The sequence below is a fragment of the Paenibacillus sp. P4_E11 genome, from assembly GCF_056401635.1.
In genome coordinates this window covers 21514-38936 of the sequence record NZ_JBFUIX010000045.1, presented here as the reverse complement: position 1 = coordinate 38936, position 17423 = coordinate 21514, and the positions used below count along the sequence as shown (strand labels likewise).

At 51.5% G+C, this 17423-nt stretch carries 15 protein-coding genes and 1 riboswitch; of the genes, 12 read left to right on the top strand and 3 right to left on the bottom strand.

Annotation, left to right across the window (positions count from 1 at the left end):
* Positions 1-133: 133 nt before the first annotated feature.
* From AC1DWB_RS17800 to AC1DWB_RS17790, 3 genes are all read left to right on the top strand, one after another.
* Positions 134-622 carry a hypothetical protein gene (locus AC1DWB_RS17800; protein ID WP_477542420.1) on the top strand — a complete coding sequence of 163 codons (489 nt, stop codon included), beginning with the start codon at positions 134-136 and terminating at the stop codon, positions 620-622.
* 20 nt (positions 623-642) lie between these two features.
* Positions 643-1620: a Gfo/Idh/MocA family protein gene (locus AC1DWB_RS17795; RefSeq protein WP_477542419.1), complete on the top strand. Its 978-nt coding sequence runs from the start codon at positions 643-645 to the stop codon at positions 1618-1620.
* 182 nt (positions 1621-1802) lie between these two features.
* A complete protein-coding gene (locus tag AC1DWB_RS17790) occupies positions 1803-2057 on the top strand; it encodes a YqzE family protein (protein ID WP_477542418.1) in 255 nt (84 codons plus the stop codon).
* Here the strand turns inward: AC1DWB_RS17790 and AC1DWB_RS17785 are convergent, their stop codons facing one another.
* The 3 genes from AC1DWB_RS17785 to AC1DWB_RS17775 form a co-directional block, all read right to left on the bottom strand.
* Positions 2058-3029 (bottom strand): hypothetical protein, encoded by a 972-nt coding sequence (locus AC1DWB_RS17785; protein WP_477542417.1) that lies wholly within the window; start codon positions 3027-3029, stop codon positions 2058-2060.
* Positions 3030-3206: 177 nt separating this feature from the next.
* Positions 3207-4280 (bottom strand): YqhG family protein, encoded by a 1074-nt coding sequence (locus AC1DWB_RS17780; RefSeq protein WP_477542416.1) that lies wholly within the window; start codon positions 4278-4280, stop codon positions 3207-3209.
* Positions 4277-6079 (bottom strand): DEAD/DEAH box helicase, encoded by a 1803-nt coding sequence (locus AC1DWB_RS17775; RefSeq protein ID WP_477542415.1) that lies wholly within the window; start codon positions 6077-6079, stop codon positions 4277-4279. Before AC1DWB_RS17775 ends, AC1DWB_RS17780 begins: the two co-directional genes overlap by 4 nt.
* A 140-nt stretch (positions 6080-6219) precedes the next feature.
* Positions 6220-6326: riboswitch (glycine riboswitch) on the top strand.
* A 219-nt stretch (positions 6327-6545) separates the two neighbouring features.
* Between AC1DWB_RS17775 and gcvT the strand changes: the two genes are divergently transcribed.
* The 9 genes from gcvT (at position 6546) to AC1DWB_RS17730 (ending at position 17359) form a co-directional block, all read left to right on the top strand.
* Positions 6546-7655: a glycine cleavage system aminomethyltransferase GcvT gene (gene gcvT, locus AC1DWB_RS17770; RefSeq protein ID WP_477542414.1), complete on the top strand. Its 1110-nt coding sequence runs from the start codon at positions 6546-6548 to the stop codon at positions 7653-7655.
* Between the two features lie 291 nt (positions 7656-7946).
* Positions 7947-9305: an aminomethyl-transferring glycine dehydrogenase subunit GcvPA gene (gene gcvPA / locus AC1DWB_RS17765; RefSeq protein WP_477542433.1), complete on the top strand. Its 1359-nt coding sequence runs from the start codon at positions 7947-7949 to the stop codon at positions 9303-9305.
* Entirely contained in the window at positions 9302-10759 is a 1458-nt protein-coding gene (gene gcvPB / locus AC1DWB_RS17760) for an aminomethyl-transferring glycine dehydrogenase subunit GcvPB (RefSeq protein WP_477542413.1), read from the top strand. The genes gcvPA and gcvPB overlap by 4 nt, the downstream gene beginning before the upstream one ends.
* A 166-nt stretch (positions 10760-10925) precedes the next feature.
* On the top strand, positions 10926-11735 hold the full coding sequence (locus AC1DWB_RS17755) for an ABC transporter permease (RefSeq protein ID WP_477542412.1): 810 nt from the start codon (positions 10926-10928) through the stop codon (positions 11733-11735).
* Entirely contained in the window at positions 11711-12541 is an 831-nt protein-coding gene (locus AC1DWB_RS17750) for an ABC transporter ATP-binding protein (RefSeq protein ID WP_477542411.1), read from the top strand. Before AC1DWB_RS17755 ends, AC1DWB_RS17750 begins: the two co-directional genes overlap by 25 nt.
* A 17-nt stretch (positions 12542-12558) precedes the next feature.
* On the top strand, positions 12559-13584 hold the full coding sequence (locus tag AC1DWB_RS17745) for an aliphatic sulfonate ABC transporter substrate-binding protein (protein ID WP_477542410.1): 1026 nt from the start codon (positions 12559-12561) through the stop codon (positions 13582-13584).
* Between the two features lie 95 nt (positions 13585-13679).
* Entirely contained in the window at positions 13680-15200 is a 1521-nt protein-coding gene (locus tag AC1DWB_RS17740) for a sensor histidine kinase (protein ID WP_477542409.1), read from the top strand.
* Entirely contained in the window at positions 15197-15892 is a 696-nt protein-coding gene (locus AC1DWB_RS17735) for a response regulator transcription factor (protein WP_477542408.1), read from the top strand. Before AC1DWB_RS17740 ends, AC1DWB_RS17735 begins: the two co-directional genes overlap by 4 nt.
* A 51-nt stretch (positions 15893-15943) precedes the next feature.
* Complete coding sequence (locus AC1DWB_RS17730) at positions 15944-17359, top strand: sulfatase family protein (protein WP_477542407.1); 1416 nt, start codon at positions 15944-15946, stop codon at positions 17357-17359.
* Positions 17360-17423 lie beyond the last annotated feature (64 nt).

Sequence of the window (17423 nt, the reverse complement as noted above, 5' to 3'; positions counted from 1 at the left end):
ACGAAGCAGAGAAATCGGACGATCATTCGTCCGATTTCTCTGCTTTACACACCAAATGCCCCCGTCTATAATGGAAGAAACTACATCAAGGTTACTCCTTCGGAAGGAGGACACCGCTATAAGCAAGCATGACATGGAGAAACGTCGGCTTGAGCGCGAAGCTATTCAGCTATTCATATCGCTCAATAATGCCCGGTGCGACGATCAGGTCCGATTGCTCTACCAGCGAGAGCGTCCGGATGCCGTGCTGGAAAATACACACAACCGAGGCCAGCTGGGCGTCGAGATTACGCATCTGTACTATAATGAATGCGAGGCCAAACGGCTGTTAGGCCGCTCGGATCAAGAAGATTGCGGGCCGGAGAGCTTCGAACAGCTGTTGGTCGAATTGAACAGTCGCATTGTGAGAAAGGAAACGAACTTTGCTTCCGTCACACTCGACTATCCGATCTCCTTATTAATTCGGAACGCTTCCACCATGTACGGATTAACGCATTTTATTGCGAATGCCGAGCTTATGGTGCGTTCCCGTTATGTTTTCCAAGATATATGGCTGTTAACCCGTGATGGTGCTTCCGAATGGCATTTGTACCGATTGCAAGAAGAAGCCCAGATCCACTAATTTAGCAGGAGGCTCAAGTGATGACGGTAAGATTAGGATTTGTAGGTGTTGGGGGAATGGCCCAATATCATATCACAACGTTGAAGAAAGTTCCGCAAGCGAAGGTCGTAAGTGTATACGATGCGAATCTGGAGACAGCACAGAAGGTTGGAGCTGACATCGGTGCCGACGTAATGGATAGTGCGGACCGCGTTCTCGATCCATCACGGATCGACGCCGTGTTCATCTGTACCCCGCAATTCGCCCGGGAAGAGCTGGAGGAAACGGCAGCGAAACGGGGGATACATGTATTCGCCGAGAAACCGCTTGGCTTGAAGATGGACATCGTGAGGCGCAAGGAACAAGCGATTCGAGAGGCTGGAATTATTAACTCCGCAGGCTATTGCTTGCGTTACCTGGATACCGTTCAGAAGGCGAAACAGTATTTGCAGGGCAAATCGTACCACATGATCAATGGATACCGTTTCGGGGGGTTGCATCCTTCGAAGTGGTGGCGTAGTCTGGAGCTGTCCGGCGGTCATTTCGTCGATACAGCGACTCACCAAGTGGACATGATCCGGTATTTGTGCGGAGAATTTGTGGAGATAGACGCCAAGTTCGAGCAGAGATCGCTTCAATCGGTTGACCCGGATGCTACGATCTATGATGCTGGTGTGGCCGCCTTCAAGCTGGAGAACGGGGTAACCGGTTATGTATCGGATTCCTGCTTGTCCCGTCAATATACCCGTGCCGAGGTGGAAGTATATGGGACCGACTTCTACTTGCAGCTAAGCAAAAACGGTACCGTCCTTACCCTGATCGATGCGAACCAGAATATTGTGGAAACGTCGAAGACGGATTTCTATCTGGAGCAGAATCGGACGTTCGTCGAAGCGGTTGCGAGCGGATCACAAACTGCGATCCGTAGTAGTTATGCCGATGCCATGAGGACGCTGGAAGTAACACTAACCGCGAATGAATCAACGCTGGTCCGTAAACCTTTGACCATTGGGGGCTAAGCCCGGTCATTATACGTATAAACAATATGCAACCCCGAGGCTGGATAATGCTTCGGGGTTGTTTTGTTTAACCGGACATGAGATCCCCACCAAGGACCTGGCTGCGGCCAGGTTTTTCAAATATGAACTAGATTATGGAACGGAACCATTGGTTACACTGATGGGGAAGGGAGAGTGTCGGAATGGCGATAAAAAGCGATGAACTGATCAAATACATTACGGAGCAAGTAGTGACATATATGGAAACACCGGCTGAGATCCGCAAGGAGCAGCGCAAATCGTTACAAAGTCAGAAGGAAGCCTGGAGCAGCAAATGGTTCGGCATGGTGCCTATTGCGATACAGATGTGGATGGGAGGCTGGAACAGCAAAAAAAGGACACCCCAATCTAACGACTCGACGGAGGTGCCAATATATAGAGAAGAGGAGGAGAAATAACTAAGGGAAAAAGAAACCGTTCTCAAAAAGCTCCTGAATAGGGATATACCGCGAGCCTTCCTGTTCAAGACGTATGAACGGGGAGTCAAGTCCGCTCCATTGGGTGTAGCCGGTTACGGCAAAAGGAGCTAGAACGCGTTTATTGAATAGATCCGCTACGTAGGTAATGGATGTGTCCTTCTCGAGCGAGATCTGGAGCTGTGCGAAATTCTTGATGTCGAGAGGCTTGCCATGAGACCAATACGTGTTATGGAACGGATCAAAGCTTGGAAGCACTGTAGCTTGCTGCATTCGCAATGTGGTCGGATCAGCGGGTAAATCAACGGTTCGATGTAGGTGCATGTTGTTGAAGCTGTCTGCTGACAAGGGGAGCTGTTCACCGGTTGTAGCGTCCAGGTACAGCGTACCATTCGGGCCGTCAACTGCCGTCTTCACTTGCCATACTGCATGCAGCGGACTGTGATAGAGACGTTCAATGGTCACGGGAACACTTGTCGGGAATGATGTAGAATCGTAGGAATCGGGTATAAGTTCAAGCTGTACGAATGAGCGGTACAGCGTGTTCAAACTGAATAACGGATTACTGCCAGTACCATATTCGGTCATCACCCAGCTGCCTTCCGGCGTCGCGCTTACGACGATGTAGCCGATTTCTTGCGTGCCTTGCTTCAATAATACGATCCAACCATGGGTGCCAGGACCGAGCGGATAACGGTTCCAAACGGAAGTTTTCCACGCTTCGAATCCTTGTTGGACGGATAAGGCATCAATCCAGCTCTGGATCATCTTGCCTAGCTCATCTTGCTGATTCACACTTGTAGACGGAATTGACAGTGGAGCCGACAAGCGAACGTCCGCAGACGTTAACGTTGTGTTGTCTAAGGGCTTGCCTTCCGATTGAAACGGAGTGAAGCTTAAGAATATTACGGCACCAAGTGCAAGCGAAGTCACCGCTAGCCGCAGCTTGTTCATCCTATCACCTACTAGTATCCCTTATTCAGATGGCTCAGGGACCTGGATTTGCATTGAGATTTTAAGTGACAGCGGTGTACTACTAGCTTATGTCCACATTGTAACGGATATGCCTGCAAAAGTTTGTTACAACTTGTCACCGCTGTCCCTTTTTTTTGCTTGTTTTTATAAGAAGTTTTAGCGTCTTACGTCTAATCGTGCGGGATGCTCATCTCGGAGATGAAAGATTCCGCAGTTTATGACGGATACTTGAATTCGGGGCATGTACTGCCATTCCATTTCCTTCTTACGGCTCTCCCATTGGGCCGCTACGCCAGCCTTCTTGTCAGGTTCACTACCATCCAGCAATTCGCTATAATAACCGTCTACGCGTGAGATTTCGTCGATTAGTCGGTCATGAGCGGCGGTAGCCCAACTATGGTCCAACTGCTTAAGCAGCTTCTCCAGGTATTGTTCCAGAATCGTTCGTCCTCGGGTAATAGTCAGCTGCTGTCGGGGGATATGACTGTTAGCTGGGAAGCGGGGCGACAGCCTCCTCTCCAGTAACGATTCATGGAACCGGGTGACGATCTGGCCCGAGTTCAAGTCAACACCTAGAGAATGCTGCTCGTCACGCTTCATATCGCACAGGAACTCGACTTTGAAATTGACGCCGAGCCAAGATGTGTAAGCCACTGAGGAAGGGCCGCGTGAAGCAATGCCAGGTTCCTCGAACATCTGAACGAATTTGCCGTCAGTCTTGACGACCTGGAACAGCTGCTCCAACCGCCGGCTGCCGTATGTGACTTCATCCTTCTGAATGCGCCCTGGTCCAGTTGTCTGCTGGACGACGATACCGAAGTATCGTCCCAGAATCGAATCAGCAGTGGCAGCGGGCTGTCCATCAACAGGAGCGCCTACTCCTGAAGCTCCGCCACCGATGGGAGCTGCTCCAAGGGGCACACCCGGGATCGATCCGCCAACTGAGCCTGAACTACCTGCAGCTGGTCGACCTTGGGAATGTGCTGTCTTGGTCGATGCATTCTCGTCTGCGAGCAGCCGCTCCGGATCGAATACGAACTTGAAGCTCATCGTTTCCGGTGGCGTTCCGGTTCGATCTACGAAGCTCCAATAGTAGGGACGATTCGTTAAGCTCTTGTCGGCACATGGGGAAAGCTTGACAGTTACGTAGGCCGGGTGCTTCTCGATAATGTGGCATTCGGTCGCATCCAGATAACGCATCACGAATTTTTGAATTTGCTTCGTATTCACGGTCTCGACTTGGCCTCCCTTGGAATCGTCTGTCCGACAGCGTCCATGACAGAGCCGATGCTAGGGCCGCTCTGGGCCTCATGTGCGACTTCTTCGGCGACATCATGGAACGTCTTGCCCAGCCTGTCGAACTGGCGCTTTACATCTTCGTCCGAACGCGACTCGGCAATGATTCGGAACAAGCTGGATTCGAGCGAGGTCTTCTTTTCCAATCGCTCCAGAATAACGTCCAGGCCACCGATCACCAGCTCGAACATGTTGATTTTCTCATGCAGGAGAGACAGGATGTGCTCCTCAATCGTTCCTTCTGTGGACAAGTTGAATATACGCACATTTTCGGTCTGGCCCAGACGATGAACCCGCCCGATCCTTTGTTCGACCCGCATCGGGTTCCATGGCAGATCGAAGTTGATGATGTTGTGACAGAACTGTAGATTAATGCCTTCGCCCCCGGCTTCTGTAGCGACCATGACTTGCGCACGATTGCGGAACAAGTCCATCATCCAGTCCTTTTTTCCACGATTCATCCCGCCACGGTACGAGACAGCTGTAATATTGTGATCTTTGAAAAATTTCAACAAGTACTCTTGTGAAGCTCTATATTCGGTAAATACGATAACTTTGTCGTTCAACTCCTGGATAATCTCCATCGTCTTCTCGGCTTTCGTATTCGCCTGGATACCTTTGATCAGCTCGACCAATTCCCAGATTTTCGCTCGGATCGGCGATTCTTCTGTCGTCTTCTTGAATAGATTGAACAGCGTAAGGAACACTGCGTCGCGGCTGCTGCATACTTCGCGTTGCAAGGTAACGAGTGATAACATACTGCTCATGTCACCGGTTCCAGCCGCATCCTGGTAACGTCCTTTGACGAAGTCGCAAACACCTCGGTAGAGCGCCATCTCCTCCGGTGATAGCGTAAGCGGGACATTCTTCACAATTCGTTTCGTAAAGTTCATATCCCCGTCGCCGCGCCGATTGCGGATCATCACCTTGGCGAGTTCTTCTTGCAGCTTGTCCTCGTTCTTGGGCTGCCGCTTGTCGACAACGAAGTTGGAAGCGAACTGGTCGACGCCGCCGAGTTGGCCTGGCTTCAGCAATGTAATCATGTTGTACAACTCACTCAGGTCGTTCTGAACAGGCGTTGCGGTTAGGAGCAGACAATATTTTTTGCGCAGTTCGGTGACGAACTTGTAGTTGGTCGTTTGTTTGTTCTTCAGCTTATGCGCTTCGTCGATTACGAGCATATCATATTCCATGCTGGTCACAATTTCCCGATGCGGGTCACGCTTGGCCGTATCGATGGAGGCGACGACAACATCATATTGGGTCCACATGTATTCTTTCTTTTGTGCGACTGCAGGAATGCCGAACTTCTGATTCAGCTCACGTACCCATTGCAGCACGAGTGAAGCCGGAACAAGAATGAGAATTTTGCGTACGAGACCGCGGATCAAATATTCTTTCAGGATGAGACCAGCCTCGATCGTCTTGCCCAGACCAACTTCGTCCGCAAGGATTGCTCGGCCGCGCATTTGGTGCAGCACTTTCTTGGCCGTATCGATCTGGTGAGGTAGCGGCTTCAATTGCGGGATATGGCTCAAGCATTGCAAATCTTCAAAGCTAGCTACGAGACCGGCTTGCTCCGCTTCATAGGCGAGTTGGTACAGCGTCCAGTCGTCCCATGGTCCATTCTTGAGCGTCCTGGATTCCAATTCTTCAAACCATGCCCGGTCGAAGTGGATGTTCAGTCGGTCGTGAATCGGTCGAATGTGTTCGGATTTGTCGGTATTGAGCACGGGATCTCCTCCTCCAGTTAGGGGCACATGTTAGATCAGTATTCACCAAATTAGAAGGAAACATAACTTTTCACTTTCCTCTTGTCGAAGGTTGTTGTAAAATGGGTGAGTGTGTTAGACGATAACTGAATATCGAGCGGATGAAGGTACAAGGAGAGATTACCGGGACGTCATGAAGTGGCCGGTAACGCCGAAGGAGTAAGCCGAAATGGTGAATCTCTCAGGCAACAGGGACTTGTGCTGGACGCATCTCTGGAGAGCGCGGAACGCCTATCGGCGAATGAGGCCACCCAAGGGGTAACTTTCGAACAACCCGTCTTAGTTGATTGGGAGGACGAGAGGGAACTCTCAGGTACAAGGACAGAGCAAAGAAATGTAGATCAATACATTTTTTTGCTCTGTCCTTTTTTTGTATGGGATAAGTAGGGCAAGATAGTCACGAAAATAATAATAACGAGGTGAGTACATGGCAACATTGAAGCAAACGCCGTTATTTCCGCTGTATGCTCAACATGGTGGAAAGACAATTGATTTCGGCGGTTGGGACTTGCCGGTGCAATTTTCCGGCATTCAGAATGAGCATGATGCGGTGCGTCAGCAGGCCGGCCTGTTCGATGTCTCCCATATGGGCGAGTTCATGTTGACTGGAGCAGGGGCGGCAGCTTTCATACAACGTATGATGACCAATGACGTGAACCGGCTGGAGACGAATCAGGCGCAATACAGTCTGCTATGTTACCCTGATGGCGGTGTCGTGGACGATCTGCTTGTCTACAAGCTGGGTGATGATCGCTTTATGCTGGTCGTAAACGCTTCGAATATCGATAAAGATTTCGAATGGTTGGAGAAGCATCTGGAATCGACAGATGATGTTATTCTGGTGAATGTGTCGGATGAGACTGCCCTGATTGCGCTGCAAGGACCGAATGCGCCGACGATTATGGCCAAGCTGACCGAAGCGTCTCTTGGCGAGCTGCGCCCATTCCGATTCGAGCCAGAAGTCGAAGTAGCTGGAGTAAAGGCTCTTGTATCACGTACCGGCTATACCGGCGAAGACGGTTTCGAGCTGTATGTGAGCGCGTCGGATGCGGCGACGGTATGGGAGAAGCTGCTTGCTGCTGGTACGGCTGAAGGGCTAGTGCCCGCCGGACTTGGCGCCCGCGATACACTTCGCTTCGAGGCGCGGCTGCCGTTGTACGGTCAGGAGCTTTCGGCGAGCATCAGCCCGCTGGAAGCGGGTCTTGGCATCTTCGTCAAGCTGGACAAAGGCGAGTTCATCGGCCGTGAGGCGCTCGTTGCTCAGAAGGAGCAAGGATTGCCACGTAAGCTCGTTGGCGTGGAGATGATCGACCGCGGCATTCCGCGTTCGCACTATCCCGTGTTCAACGCAGATGGCGAGCCAATTGGCGAAGTGACGACTGGGACGCAATCGCCGACATTCAAACGCAATGTCGGAATGGCGCTGCTGAATCAAGCTTACACCGCTCTCGATACAGAAGTGTTCATCGAGATTCGCGGCAAGCGGTTGAAGGCCGTCGTCGTGAAGACGCCGTTCTATAGCAGAGCTAAGAAATAGCGATTGCTAGCAGGTGTTGCAGTAGCAGCTGTAACAGTGCTTGCGAGCTGGGCGGAAGCCAATAAGAGAACGGAGTTCCCTTATTGGCCAAACACGGCCTTCTCCGACCGAAATAGCAGAACTCAGTTCTTCTATTGCCGCCAAGTGGCATCGATACCACCCTTTTCAGCTGAAATAAGGGAACTGAGATCCTCTATTTCTGGATATATGAGCTAAATTGTGCAAATAAGAGAACTCCGTTCCTCTATTCCCAAATATACGGCGCAAGCCGAAAGGAGCCATACCTTCATCATGACCCACCGTTACTTACCGATGACCGAACGCGATAAGGAACAGATGCTTGAGACGATCGGCATCTCCTCCATCGAGGAATTGTTCACGGATATTCCCGCGCAGGTTCGCTTTCAAGGCGAGCTTGACATTCCGCAAGCGTTGACTGAACCCGCGATGCTTCGCCACATGCGCAAGCTGTCCGGCTTGAACGCCGACTTTGATCGCTACGCGAGCTTTCTTGGCGCTGGCATCTATGACCATCATCTGCCTGTCATGATCAATCACGTTATTTCGCGTTCGGAGTTTTATACGGCGTATACACCGTATCAACCGGAGATTAGCCAAGGCGAGCTGCAGGCAATCTTCGAGTTCCAGTCGTACATCTGTGAGCTGACCGGCATGGCTGTGGCGAACGCTTCAATGTACGATGGTTCGACTGCGCTTGCGGAAGCCGGGGCGCTCGCCCATGGCGCGACGAAACGCCGTAAGCTGGTCGTGTCGCGCGCGGTCCATCCGGAAGCGCGCAGCATTCTGGCCACGACGGCGAAAGGCCTGAACCTCGAAGTCATCGAGGTAGGCTACGCGAACGGCGTGACCGATTTGACGGCGCTGCAAGCCGCCGTTGATGGAGATACGGCGGCGGTCATCGTGCAGTCGCCGAACTTCTTCGGCTGCGTCGAGGACTTGACGGCGATCGAGCCTGTCATCCACGCCGCAGGCGGACTGCTCGTCGTGAGCAGCAACCCGCTCTCGCTCGGGTTGCTCGAAGCGCCGGGCAAGCTCGGCGCGGACATCGTCGTCGGCGACGCCCAGCCGTTCGGCATCGCCGCTTCGCTTGGCGGGCCGACGTGCGGCTACTTCGCCGTCGCCGACAAGTGGATGCGCCGCATGCCGGGCCGCATCGTCGGGCAGACCGTCGACCGCGACGGCAAGCGCGGCTTCGTACTGACGCTGCAAGCGCGGGAGCAGCACATTCGACGCGAGAAAGCGACGTCGAACATCTGCTCCAACCAGGCGCTTCTCGCGCTATGCGCTTCCGTGTACTTGTCCACGATGGGCAAACAAGGACTGATCGACGTCTCGAACTTGAACGTACAGAAGGCACATTATGCTGCGCGCACGATTGGTTCCAACGACAGCTTGTCGCTGCCGTTCAGCGCTCCGTTCTTCAACGAATTCGTCGTGAAGCTGGGTGAGGGAGCCGACTTGAGCAGCGTGAACCACAAGCTGCTGGAGCAAGGCTTCATCGGCGGCTATGACCTGGGCCGCGATTACCCAGAGCTGGCCGGCCATATGCTCGTCGCCGTAACCGAACAACGCAGCAAGGAAGACATCGATCAGTTCGCAGCAAGCTTGGAGGAGGTCGTACACGCATGAAACACGATAAAGCACTCATATTCGAATTAAGCCAACCGGGCCGCGTCGCCTACTCCATGCCGGAATGCGACGTGCCGCAGGAAGATGTAGCGAGTCTGATTCCATCCTCGCTGTTGCGATCTAAGCCGGCGGAATTGCCGGAAGTGTATGAAGTGGACGTCATCCGCCACTACACGGCGTTGTCGCGTCGCAACTTCGGGATCGACAACGGTTTTTATCCACTCGGCTCTTGTACGATGAAGTACAACCCTAAGATCAATGAAGATGTAGCCCGCTATGCAGGCTTTGCCAAGATACATCCGTATCAGCCTGAGGAATCGATCCAAGGCGCGCTGCAATTGCTATATGAGCTGCAGAATGACCTAGCTGAGATTACAGGTATGGACCGCGTTACGCTCCAGCCTGCCGCAGGCGCACACGGCGAGTGGACCGGTCTGATGATGATCCGCGCCTATCACGAGAGCCGCGGCGAAGTCCGCACGAAAGTCATTGTGCCGGATTCTTCACATGGTACGAATCCAGCCAGCGCTACGGTTGCTGGATTCGAGACGATCACGATCCCGTCGAACGACAAGGGACTCGTCGATCTGGATCAACTGCGCGCAGCAGTGGGCAGCGACACCGCTGCACTCATGCTGACGAACCCGAACACGCTCGGCTTGTTCGAGGAGCAGATCGTGCAGATCGCCGAGATCGTGCATGAAGCAGGAGGCTTGCTGTACTACGACGGTGCGAACTCCAACGCCATTCTGGGCATCGCCCGTCCCGGCGATATGGGCTTCGACGTTGTGCATCTGAACTTGCATAAGACGATGAGCACCCCTCATGGCGGCGGCGGCCCTGGAGCTGGTCCAGTAGGTGTGAAGGAAAAGCTTATTTCGTTCCTGCCAGCTCCGATGGTTGTCCGCAACAACGAAGGCGTCTATGCATTTGACTATAACTATCCGCAGTCGATTGGACGCGTTAAGGGCTTTTACGGCAATTTCGGCATTCTGGTCCGTGCCTATACGTACATCCGTACACTAGGTCCAGACGGTCTTCGCCACGTATCCGAATATGCGGTGCTGAACGCCAACTACATGATGCGACGTCTCGCCCCTTACTACGATGTGCCGTACGAACGAGCCTGCAAGCATGAGTTCGTCATGTCCGGCCGCCGGCAGAAGAAGCTTGGCGTTAGGACACTCGACATTGCCAAGCGGCTGCTGGACTTCGGCTATCATCCGCCAACGATCTACTTCCCGCTGAACGTGGAGGAGTGTATCATGATCGAGCCGACTGAGACGGAGAGCAAGGAAACGCTTGACGGCTTTATCGACACGATGATCCAGATCGCACAGGAAGCGCAAGACAACCCGGATCTGGTCGTCAATGCGCCTTACACGACGGTTGTGAAGCGGATGGATGAGACGCAAGCAGCCCGTAAGCCAGTGCTGAACTGTACTTGCGGCTAAACGATATTTCCACGGAATCGTAAGCTAAACCAGAGCATTTCTAACATTCATCATGTTGGAAATGCTCTTTTTTATGCCCCACAGGGTTGTATAAAAGTTCATACTAACCAGACATCGGAACGTCCTCTATACTTGCTAAGTATAAAGCAGAAATGGAGGGTCAGCAGTGAATACGAAACAACATGAAAACGGCATCATCGGTAAGCTTGGCAAGATCGTCGATAAAACCGATCACCGCATATTCCTGCTCATATCGATCGCACTAGGACTTCTGGTGTGGCAGTTAATCTCCAAGTCGATAGCAGGCGCTGTGTTCGCGAGTCCCGCACAAACTTTCCAGGCGTTCATCCATGAAGCAGGCAGCGGCAAGCTGCTGGAGCATACGTATACAAGCTTGTTCCGCGTCCTGGCTGGGTTTCTTCTTGCCTTAGCGGCAGCCATTCCCGTCGCCTTCCTGATGGGTTGGTACAAAGTATGCCGGATGCTCATCGAGCCGTGGATTCAGTTCGTCCGCAACATTCCGCCGATTGCCTACATTCCCTTAGTTATCGTAGCGCAAGGGGTAGGAGAAGGTGCCAAAATCACGGTCATCTTCATCGCTTCCTTCCTCGTCATGGTCGTCTCGATCTATCAAGGCGTGAAGAGCGTAGATAATACGCTGATTAAGGCAGCTCGAGTGCTCGGAGCAAGAGACCGCGACATTTTCTTCCGCGTTGTGGTACCCGCCTCGTTCCCATTCATCTTGGTTGGCTTACGACTTGGTCTAAGCGCAGCACTCACAACGCTTGTAGCCGCTGAGTTGACCGGGGCTCAGATGGGGCTGGGGCAGATGATTCAAGAAGCCAGCTTATACTTCCGGATGGAAATTGTCCTGCTCGGCATCGTGATCATCGGGATTATCGGATTTATTTTAGATAAAACGGTGTTGTACTTGGAGAGGAGGCTAGCGGGATGGCAAGAAGTGCGTCAGGATTAGTCGTTCCAGATTCCCAGGCAAATGCAGCAGCAGATCATAAAGTAGAAGTCCGCGATGTCCGCAAAGTGTTTCAATCCAGCAGGGGAGAAGTGGTAGCGCTGTCCGAGACGAATCTGACGATTCGCAATAATGAGTTCGTCTGCGTAGTAGGACCTTCGGGGTGCGGCAAGTCGACCTTGTTGAACATATTAGCTGGACTTGATGTCCCAACATCAGGAGAAGTTCGCATCGATGGCGAGACAATCAACGGTCCGGGCAGCGACAGAGGGGTCGTGTTCCAACAATATGCCTTATTCCCATGGCTGACTGTGAAGCAAAATGTAGAGTTCGGGCTGAAGCTGAAGAAGATTGGCAAAGGTGAGCGTCGAGAGCTGGTCGAGAAATATATCGAGATGGTCGGACTGAAGGATTTCGCGAATGCGCTCCCTAAGGAGTTATCCGGCGGGATGAAGCAGCGGGTTGCGATTGCCAGAGCATACGCTGTTAATCCGAAGTTGCTGCTGATGGACGAACCGTTCGGCGCCTTGGACGCGCAGACGAGAACCCAACTTCAGACCGAGCTACTGGCAGCTTGGGAAGGGGAGCAGAAGACTTGCTTCTTCATTACCCATGATGTAGAGGAAGCCGTTATGTTGGCGCAGCGAGTCGTCGTAATGAGTGCCCGTCCTGGGAGAATTAAGCGTATAATCGATATCCCGCTAGATTACCCTAGAACGCAAGAGACCCGAATGTCGGCTGAGTTCACAGATATTAAGAATGAAATATGGGGCCAGGTGTACCACGAATACTTGGCATCTCGCAAATAAATGGAGGGGAATAGAACATGAAGAAGCTTATATTGACAACAGTAGTAGCCGCTATGGCCACATTCGGACTGGCCGGCTGCGCGAAAGACAACACTAGCACCACGCCTAAACAAGGAAACGGAACGACGTCCGAGGCTAAGGTGGACAAGCTGAGAATCGCCTACCATCCGAACATGGGAGGCTCCTCCGCAATTATTACAGGGATTAACAAAGGGTATTTCAAAGAACAAAACCTCCAAATCGAGCTGGTCAAATTCACAAGCGGTCCTCCTGAAGTTGCGGCTATGACCTCAGGTGACATCGATGCTGGCTATATCGGCCACGGGGCACATTTCCTTGCCGTGCAAGGTAAAGTGAACATTCTATCCATGGACACGATCAGCAAATCGGATGAAATTCTAGTGAGCAAGAAATCCGGCATTAGCAAAATCGAAGATCTCAAGGGCAAGACAGTCGCTACGCAATTCGGAACATCTGGTGATATCGTACTTGAATTAGCACTGAAGAAGGCGAAGATGAAGAAAGATGATCTGAAGATGGTCAACATGGACATGGCCGGTGCGGTATCTGCTTTCATTGCAGGTAAAGTCGATGCGGTAGCGGTATGGTCGCCATACACGTCCGAGATTAAGGCGAGAATGGGCAACGACGTCACGATGCTTGCGAACAATTCGAATTTCAAGGATGAATTCGTATTCCCGTCCAGCTGGGTAGCAACACCGGACTATATCAAGAAAAACGAAGACAAACTCATCCGTTTCCTAAAAGGCTTGCACAAAGCGATGGATTATCGCAGCGAGCACCTCGATGAAGTTGTAGACATGGTAGCGAAGCTGAATGATACGCCGAAAGAATCGGTTGTTCAGGAGAAAGATTCCGCCGATTGGCTGACAGGCAAGCAAGTACGCCAGTTGTTCAATGACGGTACAGCTAAGAAATGGTTCGAGAAGCAACAAGAGCTGTTCCTCAGCAACGGAACATTGACGAAAGCAGAACCGGTTGACAATTATGTAGTCTTCCCTTTGCTCAAAAAAGTGGAGTAACGCTGCCGCTTGTATGGCTTACATTCTGATGGTTGGAGTACAATAGTGGCGAGAGTGCAAACTTTCGTCACTATTGCATATGAAAGCGGATGTCTATGATTGTATTCATAATTGCTATTATGGTTGTAGCTGGACTAGCTATATTATTCACTCAAGCTCGACATACGGCTTCCTGGTTGATGGGAGTATTCGCCGGAGTTGCGCTGATGACGGTTGGGTTTATGTTTTATTTTGCCAAGAACGGTGGAATTCCTTATGGGATGCAGATGGTGTACTACATCCACCCTACACTTCAGCGAAAGTTTCAGTATGCCATCGTTACGTTGGATGAAATCAGTAGGCTGCTTAGTGTCGGGCGTGCGCTGTTTCTGTTCTTTTTTGCCATATTCGTCATCCGGTTGTGCGACATTCCGCGTCAACGGACTCGAACCCTACTGTACGCAGTAGGAACAGCTGTAGCGTTGCTCAATTATGTGTTATATGAGCCGAAGGTATATCCGCATATCGTGGCTTTCAAGTCCGAGAAGCTCCTAGAGACGCTGGATTTCTCGATCAGAACCGTGAACTTCATCTGTCTCGCCATAGCCAACTACTTACTGATCCGCAAGCGCAACCGCATCAAGATGCCATGGCTCAAGAACAAGTTCAGCTTAATCTTTCTCTCAATGTTCAACTTACAGTTTTTGTTCGTGCTGTTCGGTGTTGTCGCTCCGTTGCAGGTGAGTTATGCGGTTAGTCTGGGCGCTACGTACTGGGGTAATCTGCGATTCGGGGATCAGTTCTCCTTCCTGCAATGGCTGTTGTTGTCGATTCTCAGTGTGATTGTCACGTTCCTGGGCACGTATGCGTTATGGAAATACAGTCGGCTGAAGCGGCAATTCGGCAAGCCTGATCTTATTCTGGAGAAGAAGCTGGGCGAGAATCATATGGGGGTCCGGGTATTTACGCATGGTATGAAAAACCAGATGCTAGCGCAAAAAGTGTCGCTTCGAAATCTGAAGAAGGTGCTGCAGGACGAGCCTAATGGTAGCAAGCAAGTATGGAAGTATATCGAGGAGCTGGAGAATGGGAATGACCAGGTTCTGCTAAGAATGGACGATCTGTACAAGACGTTCAAGACGAACAAGATGCGGTTGAAGCCGCTCCTGCTGAGCGAACTGTACAATGATTCTATTCACAAATTATCGGAGTCGGGCAATGAGGTTCCCCTTGTGACCCGGCACTTCGAAGATGGCAAGATCATGGCGGATCAGCCCTTTCTCGTTCAATCGGTGTACAACATCTTGGTCAATGCCGTTGAGGCCGTACGGTTGAAGCGCTCGGAGGACAACGGGCAGGTGATGTTCAACTGTTACCATGATGAGGATATGGCCATACTGGAAATTCGGGATAACGGCGTCGGCATTGCTCCAAGTAAGCTGAAACGTATATTCGATCCTTTTTATACGCAAAAAAACTCGAGCAGCAACTGGGGACTGGGCCTTTCCTATGTGCAGCAAACGATAAAAGCGCATTTCGGCTATATCCGGTTCGAGAGCACGGAAGGGGAAGGTACGAACTTCTATGTGTTCCTGCCCTTGTATCGAGGGGAGAACGGGGATGGTGGCGAACTATGACAGTACCGATTAAAGTAATGATCGCCGAAGATATCGAGGTGTTGCGAAGAGATTTCTGTGAGATGGTGGAGCTATGCCCGGAGATGGAGTTGGTCGGAGCGGCGGCAAACGGTGAGGAGATTGTGAAGCTGGCGCTGAACGGGGATGCGGACATGATCTTGATGGACATCGAGATGGCGTCTTACAATGACGGGATCGAGGCGGCTGGAATTATTTCGGCGAGCAAGCCGGATACGGGAATTATTTTTCTCACGGTGCACGAGGACGATGAAACGATATTCAAAGCTTATTCGATCGCTGCCGCCAAAAATTACTTGGTAAAGTCGTCGGGACATGACGAGATCATTCAGAGCATCAAACAAGCCTACTATGAAAAAGAAAAGAACAGGCCGTCCGTATCTTCGAAGATTCATGGTGAATTTTCAAGGTTGAAGCAGAACGAGCAAAGTATGATTTGGTTCATCAATATTTTATCTCAAATCACGCTGGCAGAGAAAGAAATCATTCGGCTGCTGTTGGAAAATCGCAAAGTGGAAGAAATCGCCCGCATGCGTAATGTGGAACCAGTAACGATCAAATCGCAAATCAACAAACTGTTGAAGAAATTTAATATGCGGCGTACACGTGAAGTGCTGGATTTGATTCGTCGCATGAAATTGACTTTTTTATTCGACCAAGATAATCAGCTATAATGGATAGATGGAATAATCGACACTCGTACAACATTGGGGAGGCAATTCAAAATGCAACGAGATCAACGGCCTAACATTGTGTTTATTATGTCAGACGACCATGCTTCGCATGCGATGAGCTGTTATGGGAGTCGGGTGAATACGACGCCACACATCGATCGGATCGCGAACGAGGGAATGCGGTTTGACAACTGCTTTTGCACGAATTCGATATGCTCACCGAGCAGAGCTGCTATCTTGACCGGAACGTACAATCATATCAATGGGGTTAAGTCATTGCAAGATGACTTGGACGGCCGCATGACGACATTTCCCAAGCTGCTGCAGGCTAATGGTTATCAGACTGCGATGGTTGGTAAATGGCATCTGGGGCATGGAGGGAACGCTGATCCTACCGGATTCGACTACTGGACGGTCGTGCCAGGACAAGGGGAGTACCATGATCCAGAGTTCATCGAGATGGGTGAGCTAAAGCGGGTGAAGGGCTATGCGACCGACCTGATTACAGATTTCTCCGTCAATTGGTTGGACAAGCGGGACCGCAGCAAGCCGTTCATGTTGATGTGCCACCATAAAGCGCCTCACCGTCCATGGGAGCCAGATGAGAAGCATGCTCACATGTATGAGGATGTGGACATCCCGGAACCCGAAACGTTCTACGACGATTATGAAGGGCGATCAGACGCAGCGAAGCAAGCTAAGATGCGTGTCGATAGAGACTTCAATGATCTGGTTGACCTTAAGGGACATCCTCCCGAAGGCTTGACCGAGCTGGAGGCCAAGAAGTGGCGATACCAGCGCTATATGAAAGATTATTTGCGCTGTGTCGCTTCTATCGATGATAATGTGGGCCGGCTGCTCGATTATTTGGATGCAGAAGGTGTGGCGGACAATACGATCGTCATCTATACGTCGGACCAAGGGTTCTTCCTGGGCGATCACGGCTGGTACGACAAGCGATTCATGTACGAGGAATCCCTGCGGATGCCATTCATCGTGCGTTATCCGAAGGCGATCCAGCCTGGTTCGGTGACGGACCTGATGGCGCTAAATGTGGATTTCCCGTGCACATTCCTCGATTATGCAGGCGTACCTATTCCCGAAAACATGCAGGGCGTGAGCTTGCGGACGATCTGGGAAGGCGGGACGCCGGAGGGCTGGCGTACGTCCATGTACTACCGGTATTGGATGCACTTGGACGCGCATCATAACGTGTACTCGCATTACGGCATCCGGACGGAACGCTTTAAGCTGATCTACTACTATGCCGAAGCGCTCGGAACGTTAGGGTCTGTCGATGAGCAGCGTCCTCCGGAATGGGAGCTGTTCGACTTGGCGAACGATTCGTCTGAGATGAACAATGTGTATGCGGACCCGGATTATGCACAGATTGTAGTTGAGCTGAAGGCGGAGCTTCGCAGCTTGCAGCTCGCTGTTCTGGACGAGCCGGTTGTGCAAGTCGGGTAAGGAAGGTAGGTATGGGACCTGAGGCGGTGATCGCTTCAGGTTCTTTTTATGGAATCATTGCAAG

Excerpts from the sequence above, each read along its gene's own strand:
- AC1DWB_RS17785 (WP_477542417.1), bottom strand. The coding sequence starts at position 3,029 with ATGAACAAGCTGCGGCTAGCGGTGACTTCGCTTGCACTTGGTGCCGTA.
- AC1DWB_RS17740 (WP_477542409.1), top strand. The coding sequence starts at position 13,680 with ATGATTGTATTCATAATTGCTATTATGGTTGTAGCTGGACTAGCTATA.
- AC1DWB_RS17745 (WP_477542410.1), top strand. The coding sequence starts at position 12,559 with ATGAAGAAGCTTATATTGACAACAGTAGTAGCCGCTATGGCCACATTC.
- AC1DWB_RS17750 (WP_477542411.1), top strand. The coding sequence starts at position 11,711 with ATGGCAAGAAGTGCGTCAGGATTAGTCGTTCCAGATTCCCAGGCAAAT.
- gcvPA (WP_477542433.1), top strand. The coding sequence starts at position 7,947 with ATGACCCACCGTTACTTACCGATGACCGAACGCGATAAGGAACAGATG.
- gcvT (WP_477542414.1), top strand. The coding sequence starts at position 6,546 with ATGGCAACATTGAAGCAAACGCCGTTATTTCCGCTGTATGCTCAACAT.
- AC1DWB_RS17800 (WP_477542420.1), top strand. The coding sequence starts at position 134 with ATGGAGAAACGTCGGCTTGAGCGCGAAGCTATTCAGCTATTCATATCG.
- AC1DWB_RS17730 (WP_477542407.1), top strand. The coding sequence starts at position 15,944 with ATGCAACGAGATCAACGGCCTAACATTGTGTTTATTATGTCAGACGAC.
- AC1DWB_RS17795 (WP_477542419.1), top strand. The coding sequence starts at position 643 with ATGACGGTAAGATTAGGATTTGTAGGTGTTGGGGGAATGGCCCAATAT.
- gcvPB (WP_477542413.1), top strand. The coding sequence starts at position 9,302 with ATGAAACACGATAAAGCACTCATATTCGAATTAAGCCAACCGGGCCGC.
- AC1DWB_RS17790 (WP_477542418.1), top strand. The coding sequence starts at position 1,803 with ATGGCGATAAAAAGCGATGAACTGATCAAATACATTACGGAGCAAGTA.
- AC1DWB_RS17735 (WP_477542408.1), top strand. The coding sequence starts at position 15,197 with ATGACAGTACCGATTAAAGTAATGATCGCCGAAGATATCGAGGTGTTG.